Origin of the sequence: Halovalidus salilacus (genome assembly GCF_031852275.1) — an archaeon.
In the GTDB taxonomy this organism is placed as follows: domain Archaea; phylum Halobacteriota; class Halobacteria; order Halobacteriales; family Natrialbaceae; genus Halovalidus; species Halovalidus salilacus.
Genome location: NZ_CP134700.1, coordinates 3,548,588 through 3,562,955, shown reverse-complemented (window position 1 = coordinate 3,562,955; position 14,368 = coordinate 3,548,588). Strand labels below are relative to the sequence as shown.

Genomic DNA, 14,368 nt, shown 5'->3' with positions numbered 1-14,368 from the left:
CTCTCGAGGTGTCGTTTCCGTCCAGAAGATCCCGCTCCCGTCCACAGGGTCCCGCTCCCGTCAGCCGTGGTGTCCGCTCAATTGCGAAACTGCCCGATGGTGATCCCTTCCGGGGCGTAGCGGATTCCGACGGTGTCGGTTCCGCTCTGGAACACCTCCGTGTGGGCGGTGATGTCCTCGACGCCGGTGCCGACCTCGAACTGGCCCGACGCCGGGAGGCACTCGATCACCCGCCGCTCGCCGTCGCTCAGGTCGAAGTCCTCGAGGAAGACGACGTCCGAGTCGGTCCGGATGCTGATCCGGACCCTCACCGGCCTCGGAAGCGCGTTCTCGACCACGACGTTCCCGTTCCCGCCGAGTCCGAGTCGATCTCGAACGACGGCCGGGAGGCGCTGGAGCGCCGCAGGCAACCCACGAAGCGCCGCCTGAATCCTCGTGACGGCTTCCTGCGGGTCCTCGAGGGCCGACCGGAGGGCGTCGATCCGATCGCCGACCGCGGACGGGTCGTTTCGGTAGGCGACGACCGCCCCGCCGACGCCGATCAGGCCGAGCAGCGCGAGAACGAGCCACGGCGGCGGGAGAGGGAGCCCGTCGAGTACGCCGGAGGAGCCCGACGCCGTGTCGGATTTCTCGTCCGGCGGCACGGCCGACTCCTCGACCGTCACGACCCCCTCGGTCGCGTCGTTCTCCGTGCCGATGGCGTAGGCGTACGCTCCCGGTTCCGGCGTGGGATCCACGGTCGCCGAGACGGTCTGCTCCTCGTCCGGCTCGAGCGCGACCTCCTCGGTGCTGAGCGACTCGTCGTCGAATTCGAGTTCGACCTCCTGGGTTCCCTCGCTCCCGCCTTCGTTTCTGACGGTCGATTCGATCACGAGCTCGTCGTCTTCGTCCTCGACGTCGTCGACGGTGGTCTCGGTGAGGACGAACCAGGGATCGTCCGTCCGAACGTTCACGGTCTCCCTCGCGTCGTCGTCGGACGTGCTCGCTCGCACCTCCACGTTCGACGGCGTTCCGGAACTCAGATTGAACGACACGTTCTCCGTCGTCGACTCGCCGACGCCGAGTTCGAGGTCCCTCTCCCAGGTCTCGCTCGATCCGATGCCGACCGCGTCACGCGCTTCTACCTCCAGCGTGTCTCGCCCCGGCGTCTCGCCCCGATTCTCCACCTCGATCGTCGCGTTCACCTCGTCGTCGCGCGTCACCGGGTTCGAAACGTCGACGACGTCGACGGCGAACTCCCGCTCGAACTCCACCGAGTCGTTTTCGCCCGGCGTCTCGAGTCCGACCTCCGTCACCGGTCGTTCGCTCTCGTTGAGCGCGTGCGCGAACGATTCGTTCACCGCCGACTCGTTGTCGATGGTGACGTTCGTCCCGTCGACGCGCTCGCCGTCGACCGTGAAGTTCGCGGGGAACGACGTCTTTCCGCCCGGCAACTCGCCGTCGTACTCGAACGACGCGTCGACCTCGAGTTCGTCGCCGTCGACGGTGGCGTTCGCGATCGACGCGCGGATGCTGTCCTCCCACTCATCGCGCGGGACGACCGTCACGTCCGCGGAATCGGAGTCGTCCTCGCTCGAGAGCTCGGCCTCGATCTCCGGCACGTCCTCGCTCGTGGTCTCGTACGTGAACGTCCTGTTCAGCGTCTCGCCCGGCTCGAGTTCGACGCCGACGTCGTCCCCGCCCACCCGCTCCCCGTACCGGTCGTAGGTGCGCAGGCCGAAGACGTACTCGTAGGCGCCGTCGGGGACGTTCCCGATGCGCTCGAGTTCGGCCACCAGCTCCAGGTCCTCGCCCTCGACGGGCGTGTTCGTCTCGATCACCTCGACGGCGACGCCGGCCCTCGCGACGTCGACCTCGGCCGAGTCGGACGCCGATCCGATCTCGACCTCGACGTCGTCCATTCGGGAATCACCGTCGCCCGTCTCGTACTCGAACGTCTGGTTGGCCCGCTCGCCGCCGTCGACGGAGACCTCTTTGGTCACGTTTTCGGTGCCGTCCGCGGTCGGGAGCCGAAGGACGGCTTCGTCCGACGCCGGACCGTACCCGTCGTTCCGAACCGTCACCGGAACCTCGAGCGTCTCGCCCTCTGCGACGGGGTCGACCTCGCCGATCTCGATCGAGTAGTCGGTGTACTCCTCGTAGACGACCGAGTGATTTCCGACCGTCACCGGCTGGCCGCCGTCGACGGTCTGGACGATTCCCTCGTCGCGGTTCACCTCGAGTTCGTCCAGGACGCGCCCGTCTTCGACGATCACCAGGTCGGGATTCCGCTCGGAGAGGCGTCTGATCTCCCGTTCTTCGCCGTCGTGTTCGACCGTCGCGACGTCGCCGTCGGTGGTCTGGACGACGTCGTGACCGTCGTCCCCGTGTTCGTCGACGACGAGCCGATCGTCCTGCAGCCCGCTGTCGTTGACCCTCACGTACGGATCCGAGGGAACGTCGTCCGCCCGCTCCCCGCTGACGACGTGCTCGTCGTCGTAGCGGACGGAGACGAGGTCGTCCTCGTCGTGATCGTCGCCGAAGTTCTGGGCGCGGGCGGCGTCCGTCCCGCCGATCGATCGCTCCAGCGTCGCTTCCTCGTTCCGATCCGCGTCGGCGACCGCAGCGTCGACGGGTTCGATCGAACCGCTCGAGCCGTCGGGACCGAGATCGCCGACGCCGCGGGTGCCGACGCCGACGTCGCCGGCCGGAACCGAGAGCGATCCGGCGGCGACGAGGAGGAGCGCCGAGACGAAGACGCACGTCGCCAGACGACCGGTTCGCGTTCCGATGGCGTCGCTCGGTACTCCGATCGACGCGCGCTTCCACAGCGTCCTCGCGTACGCTAAAACCGTCGTCGCGCACGCTCGAAGTGACTCTACGACGCGTGCGTCGACGGGTGAGGGGAGTGGCGGTTTCGCGTTCATCGAGGCGGCACCAGGTATCTGTCCGGAATTGTTCGTAAGGGGCTGTAATATACTCTCTGGGCAACGGAACCGGCCAAAACAGTAATATAGGGCGCTGAGACGGCCGACGCGCTTTTCACGTATTGGTTCGACGGTGTCGTAACGATGCCACGTGATACTGGGCGATCGGACGCCCACGGCGAGGACGTCACTCGGGCGCGTCTCGACCCGGAATCGGACCCGTCGAGCCGGCGGCTCTCTCGCCGACAGGCGCTCGCGACGGTCGGAACCCTCTCGCTCGGCGCGACCGCCGGGTGTCTGGACGCCGTTCCACTCTTCGGCGGGAGCCGCGTCGCCGTGGAACCGGAAGCGCCGGGCGAGCAACCGGAGGGGACGCCGGGCGAGTTTTACCATCTACTCGAGAAAAACGACGTCGTCGTCGACGAACTGTACCACGACAAAGAGGACGACGATCTGATCCTGTTCTACGAGTCGAACGCGGAAGAAGCGGCCGAAAGCGACGATCGAAAGGCGCTCGAGGCGGCCTCCGACGAGGAGATCGCGTTGATCTATCGGGTGTTTAGCGAGGGTCTCATCGATCGCGGCTCCGACGTCAATAACCTCTTCACGGAGGTGACGAACCGGTTCGACGGCCAGGTGAAAGGGTGGGGTGTGAAAACGACGTGGGCGAAAAAACACCTCGACGGCGAGTACACCGACCTCCAGCTCTGGAACATGATCTACAAGACGAAGGAGTACGGCGACGACGGGCCACCGGAGGACGGTGCGAACGAATCCGACGCCGGTGCGACCGGTACGAACGATTCCGGCGACGGTGACGATGCGACCGACGACGATCGGAACGCGTCCGACGACGGTTCCGACGACGACGGTTCCGACGCGTGACGGTTCCGTGAGTCGGCGTCTTCCGGCCGATTCCGGCGGCGTCGATACGCGTCCGGCGCGGGATCGATCGCGAACGGCGGCCGGGGAACCGGAGACGTGCGGAATGAACGGCGAGGAAGAACACGGGTGCGCGGTCGAGGGGCGACGAACGGTACGACGCCGGGGTTCCGCGTCTCTCTACGCAGGTGATCTAGCAACAATGGCGCTATTCGAACTGGAGCGAAATGCGGACTTCGAGGGGCTCATCGCCCACCTGGAGGAGAGTTCGAACCCCCGCATTCGACAACGAGCCGCCGAGATTCTGGGAAGCCTGGAAGCGCAGGCCGACGACGAGCGCTTCTCCAGGGACGAGGTCGTCGAAGCCCTCATCGAGGCCTCGAAGGGGGACGACCACGACGACGTCCGAGCGGCGGCGATCGACGCACTCGACCAGTTCGGCCAGCAGGCCCTGGAACGGTTCATCAGCGAGATCTCCGGGGAGAACATCGACGACGTGGCCGAGTGGAAGAAGGCCCAGCTGCTGGCTCGGGGATTGAACGCGAACCAGCCGGAACTCCGGATGGCGGCCGCGAGCGGTCTCGGACGCATCGGGGAGGACAACGTGACGGCGGTCCTCGTCCAGCGGCTCGACGACCCGGATCCGCGGGTGCGAAAGCGCGTCGCTCGAGCGCTCGGACGGATCGGATCCCCCGAGAGCGTGCCGGCGCTGGCCCAGAAGCTGCACCAGGACAGCTACGAGGTCCGCGTCGAGATCGCGTACGCGCTCGCGGACGTCGGCACGCAGAACGCGTTGACAGAACTCGCGAGCGTCGCCGGCGACGACGACGAAACGCTCCGCCGGATCGCCGTCGACGCGCTCGGCCGCCTCGGAAGCGTCGACGCGGTCGAGATCCTCGCGGAAGCGCTGCGGGACGACACCGAATCGGTCCGCCGGACGGCCATGTTCTCGCTGGTGCAGCTGCTGTCGGAGGCGCCGGCCAACGCAAGCCACGCGATCCGGGAGAAGATCGTCGGCGAACTCGCCGAGGCGAACGAACGGGCGGCGATCGGCCCGCTGCTCGAGATTCTCGAGCGCAGTTCGGAGACGGCACAGCGTCGGAACGCGGCGTGGCTGCTGGGCCGGGTAACGCACTCCGAGTACGAAGAGGAAGTCCAGGAGACGCTGATCGAGACGCTCGGCGACGACGACGAGATGACCTCGAAGTTCGCCGCGACGAGCCTCTCGATCCTCGACGGACCCCTGCTGGAGCGGCGGCTCCTGAAGCTGGTGGAGAACGAGCACCTGGACGTCGACACGCGCGAACGGGCGCTGTTCGTCCTCGGATCCGTCGGCGGCGACCGCTCGAGGGAGCGCTTGTCGCGGTTCGTCGATCGTACAGAGAGCGACCGACTGCGAAAACGCGGGTTCTCCGCGCTGTCCAAACTGGGCGGCGTCGGCGTCCCGAGTGGTGACGTCGCATGAGCAAGTCCGAACAGAAACTCGCGGACGTGACCGGCAAGTTCACCCAGGTCGTCCGCGACGGCCGAAAGCTCTCCGATACGAACTGGACGAACGGCCGGATCGTCCTCTCCAACAAGCGGCTGGTGATCGTCGGCAACGACGGCAAACACACGATCCCCCTCGCGAAGGTGCAGTCGATCCGCGGGCGGTACGACGTCAACCAGACGATCGCCAAGGTCTCGAACTACATCAGCGTCAACTACGGCGCGAACGTGTTCCTCGTCTCGATGGCCGAGGTCGAGGAGTTCGAACTCAAGATGCAGCAGGCGATCCTCGACGGGGAGATCGTCCTGATCAAACACCCGGCCGTCAAAGGCGGCGTCGTCCAGGACGCGTCCTGGGAGAAAGCCCGCGTGAAGATCGGCCACGGGGTCGCCAACTTCGCCGTCGAGAGCGGCCACCTCGTCCAGATCGAGGTCGACGACGTCGGGACGGTCGAGAGCGACGAGCGCACGATCCGCTCGGCCGAGCGGCCGGTCATCGAGGCCGAACACACCGACGACGGTACGAGCGTCCGGACCTACCTCTCCGGGTCGCCGCAGAACTGCGCCGTCCTCAAGTCGGTGCTCGACCGCGGCGCGGAGAAGAACGCCTCCCAGATCGACCTCTCGAGCAAGGAGCAGGAGGTGCTGATGGCGATTTACTCCGGCGTCTCGCCGTTCGAGGTGCCCGAGTTCCTCGACATCGACACCGACGAGGTCGAGGAGATGTACGAGCGCATGATCGAACTCGACGTCCTGGAGGAGGTTCGCGTGCGCCGCGAGGTCGCGCTCAAACCGCGCGGGCGGAACATCGCGAGCGAAGCGATGAATAACAAGTGACGTCTGAATTTTGGTTTAATTTCAAAAGTTCACGGCGATGGATCCGCCGACGCCGTCACCCGTCAGTGACGGTGCTGCGGTAGAGAGGCGGTACAGGGTGGTTTTCTCGGGTGTTGACGCGCGTTCAGCCGTCCGAGCGCAGCGCCGGGGGAGTCCGTCCGATCAGCGCTTGAGGTAGCTCGCGTCGCGCTCGAGTTCGTAGCCCTGCGGGACGCCGACGAGCTGTAGACAGTCGTCGCAGAGGGGTTTCGCGTAGGTCTTGTTGTGGGACTTACCGAGAATGTTCGCGTCGTCGAGGGAGATGAGGTCGTCACAGCGGCTACACTCGACTTTGTCGCCGTCGATGATATTCATCCGGTAAGGATTGTGGAACCGCGGTGATAAGCGTCTCGGCCGTCGGCGGTAGCGGATCACTTAACGTCGACCCGTTCGGCAAGTAGAGTTAAATATAGGTACTGAAACTCGGCCAGCAGCTTTAATATGCATAGTATTTGGCGATCAAGGTTAAGTAATGTAAATTACGGCGAATAGACTTAATAGCGGATGGTCGGTATCTGGGTCCACTGCCCCGGGGGACCCTCCGGGTGCATCCATACCAATGTTTGCAAGAGATACAGGCAACGAACGCGGTCAAGTGGGGATCGGCACGCTCATCGTGTTCATCGCGATGGTGCTGGTCGCTGCGATCGCCGCGGGCGTGCTGATCAACACGGCCGGCTTCCTCCAGACGCAGGCGGAAGCCACCGGTGAAGAGAGTACCGAACAAGTGTCGAACAACCTCGAGATCGTGAGCGAGACCGGGACCGTGGCCGAAACGAACGAGGGGCCGATCAACGAATCCCGAATGGTCGCCCAGATGTCCGCCGGTTCCGACGACATCGACCTTTCGGAGATGACGATCCAGGTCCTCGGACCCGATGGATCCAGCGACCTCACGGCTAACGAGTCCGGTGATGGTGTTGAGCCCGAGGCGAACGAATCGCACTTTGGCCTCGAAGAAGTGACTGATGGGACCTCGGAAGATGTACTCCAGGAACGAGAAGACCGGGTCGAGATCATCATGGATCTTGAGGAGATAGATGCGACGAGTGAAGAGGACGGTCTTGAAGAAGGAGAACAAGCCGACGTAACCCTCACACTGCAGTCCGGCTCCCAGACAACGACGGTTCTTAACGCACCGGACTCGCTAAACGGTGAGGAAGAAGGCGACGACGTCCAATTGTGAGTGACCGAAAAATGATTAACACAACGAAATCAACTACCGAGCGCGGTCAAGTGGGGATCGGCACGCTCATCGTGTTCATCGCGATGGTGCTGGTCGCCGCGATCGCCGCGGGCGTGCTGATCAACACGGCCGGCTTCCTCCAGACACAGGCGGAGGCCACCGGCGAGGAGAGCACCGAACAGGTGTCGGATAACGTCCAAGTCGTGAACTCGATCGGCCTGACCAATAGCTCGGACGACATCAGTAATGCGAGTTACTTCGAAGGTGACACCACACCTGACGAGGACGAAGTCGCACACATCGAATTAACGGTGCAGAAGAGCGCCGGCTCGGGGGACATCGATCTGAGCAAATCCACGATCGAATACAGCCACGACGAGGCGACGACGCTCACGTACAACAATTCGGTGAGCGACGATCCCGAAGTCAACGGCTCGGAGAACTCCTTCGCGACGGAAGAGATCAGAGGTGAAGGCAGCGAAACGCTGACCGGAGACGACGACCGCGTGGCGATCCACATCCCCCTTGGGGAGGTGACTGACGAGCACACGTACGCCGACGCTGACACCGATCAGCCCGCCTTCATCGAAGAAGGTGAGCAGGTCGACCTGACGATCTCGACGCCGCAAGGCTCCCAGACGTCGGTCTCGCTAGAAGCTCCCGAAATCATCGACGAGGACGAACCCGCAGTCCAACTCTGAGTGGCGACAGGATGAAAACAACGAAATCAACTACCGAGCGCGGTCAGGTGGGGATCGGTACGCTCATCGTGTTCATCGCGATGGTGCTGGTCGCCGCGATCGCCGCGGGCGTGCTGATCAACACGGCCGGCTTCCTCCAGACGCAGTCGGAGGCCACCGGTGAGGAGAGCACCGACCAGGTATCGGACAACGTACAAGTTGTGAATTCGATCGGTCTGACAAACAATTCGGACCAGATCGAGGGTGACCACTGGGTCGGGGATGGCCCTGGAGACGACGACGTCGCGCACATCGAGCTGACGGTGCAGAAGAGCGCCGGCTCGGGCGACATCGACCTGAGCAAGTCGACGGTTGAGTACCGCCACGACGAGGCGGCGACGCTCACGTACAACGGTACTAAAGGCGACACTGAAGTACTCGAAAACAATTCGGCAAACGAGTTCTCGACGGAGAGCATCCGTGGAGACGGCGACAACACGTTGACCGAGGACGATGACCGCGTGGCGATCCACATCCCGCTCGGTGAACTCGAAGACGCCAACGACCACGACTACGTTGATGACGAAGCCGACCAGCCCAACTTCATTGAGGAGGGCGAACAGATTGACCTGACGATCTCGACGCCGCAGGGCTCACAGACGTCGGTCACGCTGAACGCGCCGGACATCATCAACGACGACGAACGGGCGGTCGAACTCTAACTCGAGCGGTTAGAGGAACCGCTTCGCACAGCTTTTCATTTCTCGACTGTCGGAGAGCGACGCCTCTCTTCGAAGGACCGACCGCTCTTCGCGCCTTCGAGGCGCACCGTCCGACGGACGGCCAGAGGGCTTTTGACGGTCGGTTTCGTCACGAGTTTCTAATGGGGTTCAGCACGAGTGGCGCGGTCGCCATCATGCTCATCGGATTTTTGCTCTCGGCGAGCGTCATCTTCCCCACCGTTTTCGCTACGAGCAGCGACACCGGCGAGGCGTTCTCGTCGCAGGCGGACCAGAGTCGCGAACGGACGAACACGGACGTCGACGTCCGGTTCGCCAACGAAACCGATGACGCCGTGACCATCGACGCCACCAACCGCGGAACCACCTCGGTGGACCTCGAGTACACGGACGTGCTGGTCAACGGCGACTACGTCGACTCGAGCGAGACGAACGCGACCGTGATCGTCGACGGCGACGAGCGGACGGACACGGACATCTGGCCGCCGGGGGCGGACCTCGAGCTGGAGATCGACGCGGACGCTGTCGACGATCCCGTCGAGCGAGTGCAGCTTACGACGCCCAACGGCGTGTCCGACGCGACGGAGGAGGTCGAGTAGATGTCGGGCACGTCCGCGACCCACCTGATCCTGTTCATCGGCAGCCTCGTCGTCGCGTCGGCCGTCACCGGGACGGTCGTCCTCGAGGTCGGCCAGTTGAGCGACGCGGTCGACGCTCGAGGCGACGGCGTCAACGAGGAGATCGAAACGGAGATCGCGATCATCAGCGACGAGGCGCACAACGAGTCGATCGTCGACGACGACGGTAACGTGACGATCCTGGTGAAGAACGTCGGCTCCAGGGGGCTCGACGTCCATCCGACGACCGTGGACGTGTTGATCGACGGCGGATACGTTTCGAACGATCGCACGTCGGTCGAGCGCGTCGACGCCGCCGGGGATTCGTGGCGTCCGGGAGGCGTCGTGGCGGTCACAGTCGAACCGGAGACGGAGCCAAGCGGCGATACGGAGATCGCGGCCGTCGTCAACGGAAACAGGGACGACATCGATGTGTACGCGTAACCGAACACCCGGGAGGCAGAACGACCGATGATACTACTGATGGGATTACTCGGCGGCGACGACGAACCGAGCGACGAGTCCGACGACCTCGAGGGGGGTGACGACCTGTTGGGCGGCGGGGACGATCTGATGGGCGGCGGCGACGATCTGGTGGGGGACGACGCGCTGTTCACCGACGACGGCGGCGGTGACGGGGGCGCGAAGGACGAGGACGAGCTCAACTACCAGCTCGACGAGATCGAGAAGGAGGTCGACTCGCTGACCAACAAGGTCGATACGGTCCGCGGAGAGAACGAGAAGATCAGCGAGTCGATCTCCACGGTCGAGCGCAACGTCGACAAACTCGTCGAGCTCTACGAGATCGTCACGCAGGGGATCAACCCCTTCGTCGGCGACCAGGAGATCGGGAACGCGTTCGAAACGGCGGCCCAAGGGGGCGTCTTCGGCGGGGACGATCCCGAGGACGACATCGACGAGGACATCATCGGCGCCGACGCCGAGGACTTCCTCGACGACGAGATGGACGACGACGACGAGGAGTTCGACGACTTCGACGAGACCGCGGACGACGGTGACGCGTTCGACGAGGCAACGGACGACGGCTTCGACGAGTTCGACGACGACCTCGAGGACGACACGACCGCGGACGACGAAGCCGAGTTCGACGACGACCTCGAGGACGACACGACCGCGGACGACGAAGCCGAGTTCGACGACGACCTCGAGGACGGGCAGGTGGATCCCGCCGGCGACGGGGACGATCCGCTCGAGGCGCTGGCCGACGAATCGACCGCCGAGACCGACGGGGTGGCCGTCGACGGCACGGATCCGGCCGCCGAATCGGAGTCCGCCGTCGGCGGACCCCTCTCCGGCGAGAACGGCGAGATCGGCGACCCGCCGTACCTCGTACGCGTTCCGTCGAGGACCGACGCGGAGTTGTTGACGCTCGAGTGGGTCGACTTCCTCGTCGAGGCGGCGGGCGTCAGCGGAGCGGCCGAGACGTTCGCGTACTACGAGTCGATCGAGTGGATCTCGGAGCCGGTGGCGACGTACCTTCAGTCGATGCTTTCCGGGTTCGGCGACGGCGGGGGCGCGGAGCCGGAGGACGACATCGAGCCCCGGTCGGTGCTGAGCACGGTCGAGCACAAGCGCAGCCTCCAGTACATCGCGTGGATCGCGACGCCGGAGAAGGCGCCCGATCCGTTACTCGACGAATCCGACGACGCCGTTACGTCTCCGATTTCGTAAGTCGCGCTGCCAGAAGTTTTGTATGGTGAGCATCTGTACGGGGCGTACGCATCGCCGTTCCGCCCGTGGCAGCACCAGCCCCGACGGCCGGTGAGCGACCGGACGTAGCATGGTATCCCGCCCGAACACCGCCGCGGTAGCCTCCCACGCCGAGTCCATCGTCCGCGCTTACGAGGAGATGGAGCTTCCGGCGAAGATCTACCTGCCGGTCGTCCTCCTGCCGGCGTTCCTGCTCTTCCTCGGGACGATCGTCGCGGCGTTCGTGGTGGACGGGTTCCTCCTCGTTCGGCTGCTGATCCCGGTGTTCGGGTTGCTGATCCTCGGGGCGGCGGTCGGCTACCCCCGGATCGCCGTCGACAGTCGCCGGATCGAGATGGAAAACCGGTTCCACCTGGTCGTGATCCACATGATGATCCTGGCGACGACCAACATCGACCGGATGGAGGTCCTCCGGGAGCTGGCCAAGGAGGAGGAGTACGGCGAACTCGCCGACGAGATCCAGCGCGTCGTCGACCTCGTCGACGTCTGGCACCTGAGCCTCGGCGACGCGTGTCGCCGCCGGGCGAAGGAAGTCCCGAGCGAGTCGGTCACGGACCTGTTCGAACGGATGGCCTACACGCTCGAGGCGGGCCAGAGCTTAGAGGAGTTCATGAACCAGGAGCAGGGGGTCCTGATCGAGAAGTACTCGACGGTCTACCGGCAGTCGCTGAGCAACCTCGGCGTGCTGAAAGACCTCTACCTCTCGCTGATCATCTCGATGACGTTCGCGCTCGTGTTCGCGATCGTCCTCCCGCTGCTGACCGGGAACGATCCGACGGTGACCGCGAGCATCGTCATCGTGCTGTTCGTGTTCGTCCAGATCGGGTTCGCGTTCGTCATCCGGGCGATCGTCCCGGCCGATCCGATCTGGTACCTGGAGGAGGGCTACCGGACGCGGACGAAGAAGCTACTGCTCGGCTCGACGATCGCCGGCGTCGGACTGTGCGTCCTGCTGGTGTTCACCCTGGCGTTGATGTTCCTCGGCGCGCTCCCCGGAGGGGGGCTCCTCCAGTCGATTCCTCACCTCATGTACATGCCGATCGTGACGACGCCGCTTTTGATCCCCGGCGTGGCCTTCATGCTCGAGGAGCGCAAGGTCGTCAGCCGGGACGAGGAGTTCCCGAACTTCATCCGCGCGCTGGGGACGACCGAGAGCGCGCGACAGGCGACGACGTCGGAAGTCCTCCAGACGCTTCGAACGAAGGACTTCGGCCCGTTGACGCCGAACATCAACGACCTCTATCGGCGGCTCAACATGCGTCTGAGCACCGAGGAGTCGTGGCGGTACTTCACGGGCGACGCCGGCACGTTTCTGATCCAGAAGTTCAGCGAGATGTACCTGATCGGCCGGAAGATGGGCGGCGGACCGAAACGCCTCAGCGAGCTCATCAGCACGAACATGAACGCGATCGTCAACCTGCGCGAGGAGCGTCGACAGGAGACGACGACGCTCGTCGGCGTCTTCTACGGGATCACAGTCGCCTCGGCGTTCGCCTTCTTCATCGGGCTCGAGCTGGCGGTGATGCTCTCGAGTTTCGACATCGACATGGGCGGGCAGATGTCGATGGACTCGCTCATCCACACGAACCAGTACGACATCCCGGTCGTCCGGTACCTGATCGTCCTCGTGTTGGTCTTCAACGCGCTCGTCTCGTCGCTGATCCTCCGCCTGGTCGACGGCGGTCACTTCGGCAACTCGTACGTCCACTTCACGGCGCTGCTCTGGCTCGGCGCGATCACGGGGACGATCACCCAGCGGCTGATCGATACGATCATCACGGTCGACCTCTGAACCGCCGCTCGCGTTCTGCGGTCGGTCGGGCCGTCGACGGTGAATCGACGACCGGCGGCCGTAAGGCCAATAGTGTGACTGGTGCGAATCCCCTCGTACATGTCTACGGATCGCGAACGCACTCGAGTCGGCGCCCAGGTTCGCACCCGCGGGGCGAACGCCGTCGGGCCCGCGCGCCGCGCGGACCGTGGGATCAATACGGTTTACAGCGCGTTGTTGCTGACCGGCTGTGCCGTTCTCCTCTCGTTCTTCATGGCGGGCGTCCTCTTTCTGTTCTGAGCGAGCCGCGGCGCCCGCCCGGCGGTGACTGCGGGAACTGTGAGCCTCGAGCGTTTCGGGATCGACGTGGACTGTGGGGCCGATGAGAACCGGGAACGGGCGACGGTGGCGATCGAACGGGCGTCGCGCTCACTCGAGCGCTTCGAGGAGTTCTTCGATGGTGCTCGATTTCGTGAGGCCGTGTTCGCTCGCGGCCGCGCGGATCTGGCTCGGCGAGAGCCCCGCGGTGAACTCGGAGTGGGCGAGCAGGAGGGAGGCGGCCCGTTCGGTGGGCGTGTTCTTCGAGACGTTCTGGGCGTACCAGAGGATGAGGCTGTCGAAGGTGCCGACGACGTCGTCGGAGGCCGTTCGGTGGCGGACCGTTCGGCCGTCGAACCGCGAGATGATGTCGATCGCGAAGCGCGCGTCGACGCGCTCGAGTTCGCTCGCGAGGACGGATCTCGCCTCCTCCGGACTTTGATACCCGTATCCCCCTCCTCGCGGGGTGCCTGCGTCCGAAGGTGACTGATCGACGTCGAAGCGAGCCTCGGGTTCCGACGGCGACTCCGAGCGCGCTTGCGGGCGTCCGGCCGACTCCGACCGGGTGGGTAACGAGTCGTTCTTGCCGGGGACGTTCGGCGGGCTCCGATCGGCGGAGACGACGTACCGCCCGTCCTCGATCTCGGCGACGTACGGGCTGTCGGTGAAATCGAGGTCCTCGGGCGAGAGGACGCCTCCGGCGTCGGACGTCGACGGCCGCTCGTTCGGCAGGGTCGGCGGGACGTCCGCGTTCTCTTTCGGATCGCCACCATCGGTACTGTCGGTCATGGCTTGGGCCGTTACTCGTGGCTTCGACGCCGAACGAGAAGTAACCTTTGCCCGATAGTGACTGTCACCCGCGCCGGCCGATCTCGAGGCCTCCGAACGAGTGACGGCCGAAGTGGCAGTCGATCCGCGAGGGGGGTCGGTCGACTCGGCTGCCGTTGCCGTGGAAAACGCCTGCGTAAAATCGGTCGAGGGCTCGCATGCACCTGGACGCGATCGGATTAAATTTTCGGCCGGAAACTCGAACGTTAGCTCGGTCAGAACGATCTGTACTCTCGAACGTGATCGAAAGAAAGCCGGTTGGCCAGAATACCTTAATAACACGTTCACTTAGTGGTGCCTGATGACTGCTCGTAGCCGCCTCGTACGGCAAGGGACGACTCTCCG

General features: G+C 64.6%; 14 protein-coding genes. 11 read left to right on the top strand and 3 right to left on the bottom strand.

Translation table 11 applies throughout. From position 1 onward, the window contains the following. Positions 1-77: 77 nt before the first annotated feature. Positions 78-2,906 carry a hypothetical protein gene (locus RJT68_RS17520; protein ID WP_407037819.1) on the bottom strand — a complete coding sequence of 943 codons (2,829 nt, stop codon included), beginning with the start codon at positions 2,904-2,906 and terminating at the stop codon, positions 78-80. A gap of 144 nt (positions 2,907-3,050) precedes the next feature. Here RJT68_RS17520 and RJT68_RS17515 point away from each other — a divergent pair, with 144 nt between their 5' ends. From RJT68_RS17515 to RJT68_RS17505, 3 genes are all read left to right on the top strand, one after another. After that, positions 3,051-3,791 (top strand): hypothetical protein, encoded by a 741-nt coding sequence (locus tag RJT68_RS17515; protein ID WP_407037818.1) that lies wholly within the window; start codon positions 3,051-3,053, stop codon positions 3,789-3,791. A 199-nt stretch (positions 3,792-3,990) separates the two neighbouring features. Next, entirely contained in the window at positions 3,991-5,253 is a 1,263-nt protein-coding gene (locus RJT68_RS17510; RefSeq protein WP_407037817.1) for a HEAT repeat domain-containing protein, read from the top strand. Beyond that, entirely contained in the window at positions 5,250-6,113 is an 864-nt protein-coding gene (locus tag RJT68_RS17505; protein WP_407037816.1) for a CheF family chemotaxis protein, read from the top strand. The genes RJT68_RS17510 and RJT68_RS17505 overlap by 4 nt, the downstream gene beginning before the upstream one ends. A gap of 162 nt (positions 6,114-6,275) precedes the next feature. Here the strand turns inward: RJT68_RS17505 and RJT68_RS17500 are convergent, their stop codons facing one another. Beyond that, entirely contained in the window at positions 6,276-6,467 is a 192-nt protein-coding gene (locus tag RJT68_RS17500) for a hypothetical protein (RefSeq protein WP_407037815.1), read from the bottom strand. A 244-nt stretch (positions 6,468-6,711) separates the two neighbouring features. On the opposite strand from RJT68_RS17500, the gene RJT68_RS17495 reads away from it, so the two are divergent. From RJT68_RS17495 to RJT68_RS17460, 8 genes are all read left to right on the top strand, one after another. Continuing rightward, entirely contained in the window at positions 6,712-7,338 is a 627-nt protein-coding gene (locus tag RJT68_RS17495) for an archaellin/type IV pilin N-terminal domain-containing protein (protein WP_407037814.1), read from the top strand. Positions 7,339-7,349: 11 nt separating this feature from the next. After that, positions 7,350-8,039, top strand: a complete 690-nt coding sequence (locus RJT68_RS17490; protein WP_407040401.1) for an archaellin/type IV pilin N-terminal domain-containing protein — start codon at positions 7,350-7,352, stop codon at positions 8,037-8,039. A gap of 11 nt (positions 8,040-8,050) precedes the next feature. After that, the gene (locus tag RJT68_RS17485; RefSeq protein ID WP_407037813.1) at positions 8,051-8,740 is read left to right on the top strand and encodes an archaellin/type IV pilin N-terminal domain-containing protein; all 690 of its coding nucleotides are present in this window, start codon (positions 8,051-8,053) and stop codon (positions 8,738-8,740) included. A 161-nt stretch (positions 8,741-8,901) separates the two neighbouring features. Continuing rightward, entirely contained in the window at positions 8,902-9,357 is a 456-nt protein-coding gene (locus RJT68_RS17480; RefSeq protein WP_407037812.1) for a flagellin, read from the top strand. Next, positions 9,358-9,819, top strand: a complete 462-nt coding sequence (locus RJT68_RS17475) for a flagellin (protein WP_407037811.1) — start codon at positions 9,358-9,360, stop codon at positions 9,817-9,819. A gap of 27 nt (positions 9,820-9,846) precedes the next feature. Then, positions 9,847-11,067: a FlaD/FlaE family flagellar protein gene (locus RJT68_RS17470; RefSeq protein ID WP_407037810.1), complete on the top strand. Its 1,221-nt coding sequence runs from the start codon at positions 9,847-9,849 to the stop codon at positions 11,065-11,067. Between the two features lie 109 nt (positions 11,068-11,176). Then, positions 11,177-12,898 (top strand): archaellar assembly protein FlaJ, encoded by a 1,722-nt coding sequence (gene flaJ, locus RJT68_RS17465; RefSeq protein WP_407037809.1) that lies wholly within the window; start codon positions 11,177-11,179, stop codon positions 12,896-12,898. Positions 12,899-12,997: 99 nt separating this feature from the next. Beyond that, positions 12,998-13,177 carry a hypothetical protein gene (locus RJT68_RS17460; protein WP_407037808.1) on the top strand — a complete coding sequence of 60 codons (180 nt, stop codon included), beginning with the start codon at positions 12,998-13,000 and terminating at the stop codon, positions 13,175-13,177. 129 nt (positions 13,178-13,306) lie between these two features. Here RJT68_RS17460 and RJT68_RS17455 read toward each other — a convergent pair whose 3' ends face one another. Beyond that, on the bottom strand, positions 13,307-13,984 hold the full coding sequence (locus RJT68_RS17455) for a DUF7500 family protein (protein ID WP_407037807.1): 678 nt from the start codon (positions 13,982-13,984) through the stop codon (positions 13,307-13,309). Positions 13,985-14,368 lie beyond the last annotated feature (384 nt).

What these genes read in the sequence shown, in the direction of transcription:
- RJT68_RS17500 (WP_407037815.1), bottom strand. Translation starts at nt 6,467, where the DNA reads ATGAATATCATCGACGGCGACAAAGTCGAGTGTAGCCGCTGTGACGAC.
- RJT68_RS17495 (WP_407037814.1), top strand. Translation starts at nt 6,712, where the DNA reads ATGTTTGCAAGAGATACAGGCAACGAACGCGGTCAAGTGGGGATCGGC.
- RJT68_RS17470 (WP_407037810.1), top strand. Translation starts at nt 9,847, where the DNA reads ATGATACTACTGATGGGATTACTCGGCGGCGACGACGAACCGAGCGAC.
- flaJ (WP_407037809.1), top strand. Translation starts at nt 11,177, where the DNA reads ATGGTATCCCGCCCGAACACCGCCGCGGTAGCCTCCCACGCCGAGTCC.
- RJT68_RS17490 (WP_407040401.1), top strand. Translation starts at nt 7,350, where the DNA reads ATGATTAACACAACGAAATCAACTACCGAGCGCGGTCAAGTGGGGATC.
- RJT68_RS17480 (WP_407037812.1), top strand. Translation starts at nt 8,902, where the DNA reads ATGGGGTTCAGCACGAGTGGCGCGGTCGCCATCATGCTCATCGGATTT.
- RJT68_RS17520 (WP_407037819.1), bottom strand. Translation starts at nt 2,906, where the DNA reads ATGAACGCGAAACCGCCACTCCCCTCACCCGTCGACGCACGCGTCGTA.
- RJT68_RS17455 (WP_407037807.1), bottom strand. Translation starts at nt 13,984, where the DNA reads ATGACCGACAGTACCGATGGTGGCGATCCGAAAGAGAACGCGGACGTC.
- RJT68_RS17460 (WP_407037808.1), top strand. Translation starts at nt 12,998, where the DNA reads ATGTCTACGGATCGCGAACGCACTCGAGTCGGCGCCCAGGTTCGCACC.
- RJT68_RS17510 (WP_407037817.1), top strand. Translation starts at nt 3,991, where the DNA reads ATGGCGCTATTCGAACTGGAGCGAAATGCGGACTTCGAGGGGCTCATC.
- RJT68_RS17485 (WP_407037813.1), top strand. Translation starts at nt 8,051, where the DNA reads ATGAAAACAACGAAATCAACTACCGAGCGCGGTCAGGTGGGGATCGGT.
- RJT68_RS17505 (WP_407037816.1), top strand. Translation starts at nt 5,250, where the DNA reads ATGAGCAAGTCCGAACAGAAACTCGCGGACGTGACCGGCAAGTTCACC.
- RJT68_RS17515 (WP_407037818.1), top strand. Translation starts at nt 3,051, where the DNA reads ATGCCACGTGATACTGGGCGATCGGACGCCCACGGCGAGGACGTCACT.
- RJT68_RS17475 (WP_407037811.1), top strand. Translation starts at nt 9,358, where the DNA reads ATGTCGGGCACGTCCGCGACCCACCTGATCCTGTTCATCGGCAGCCTC.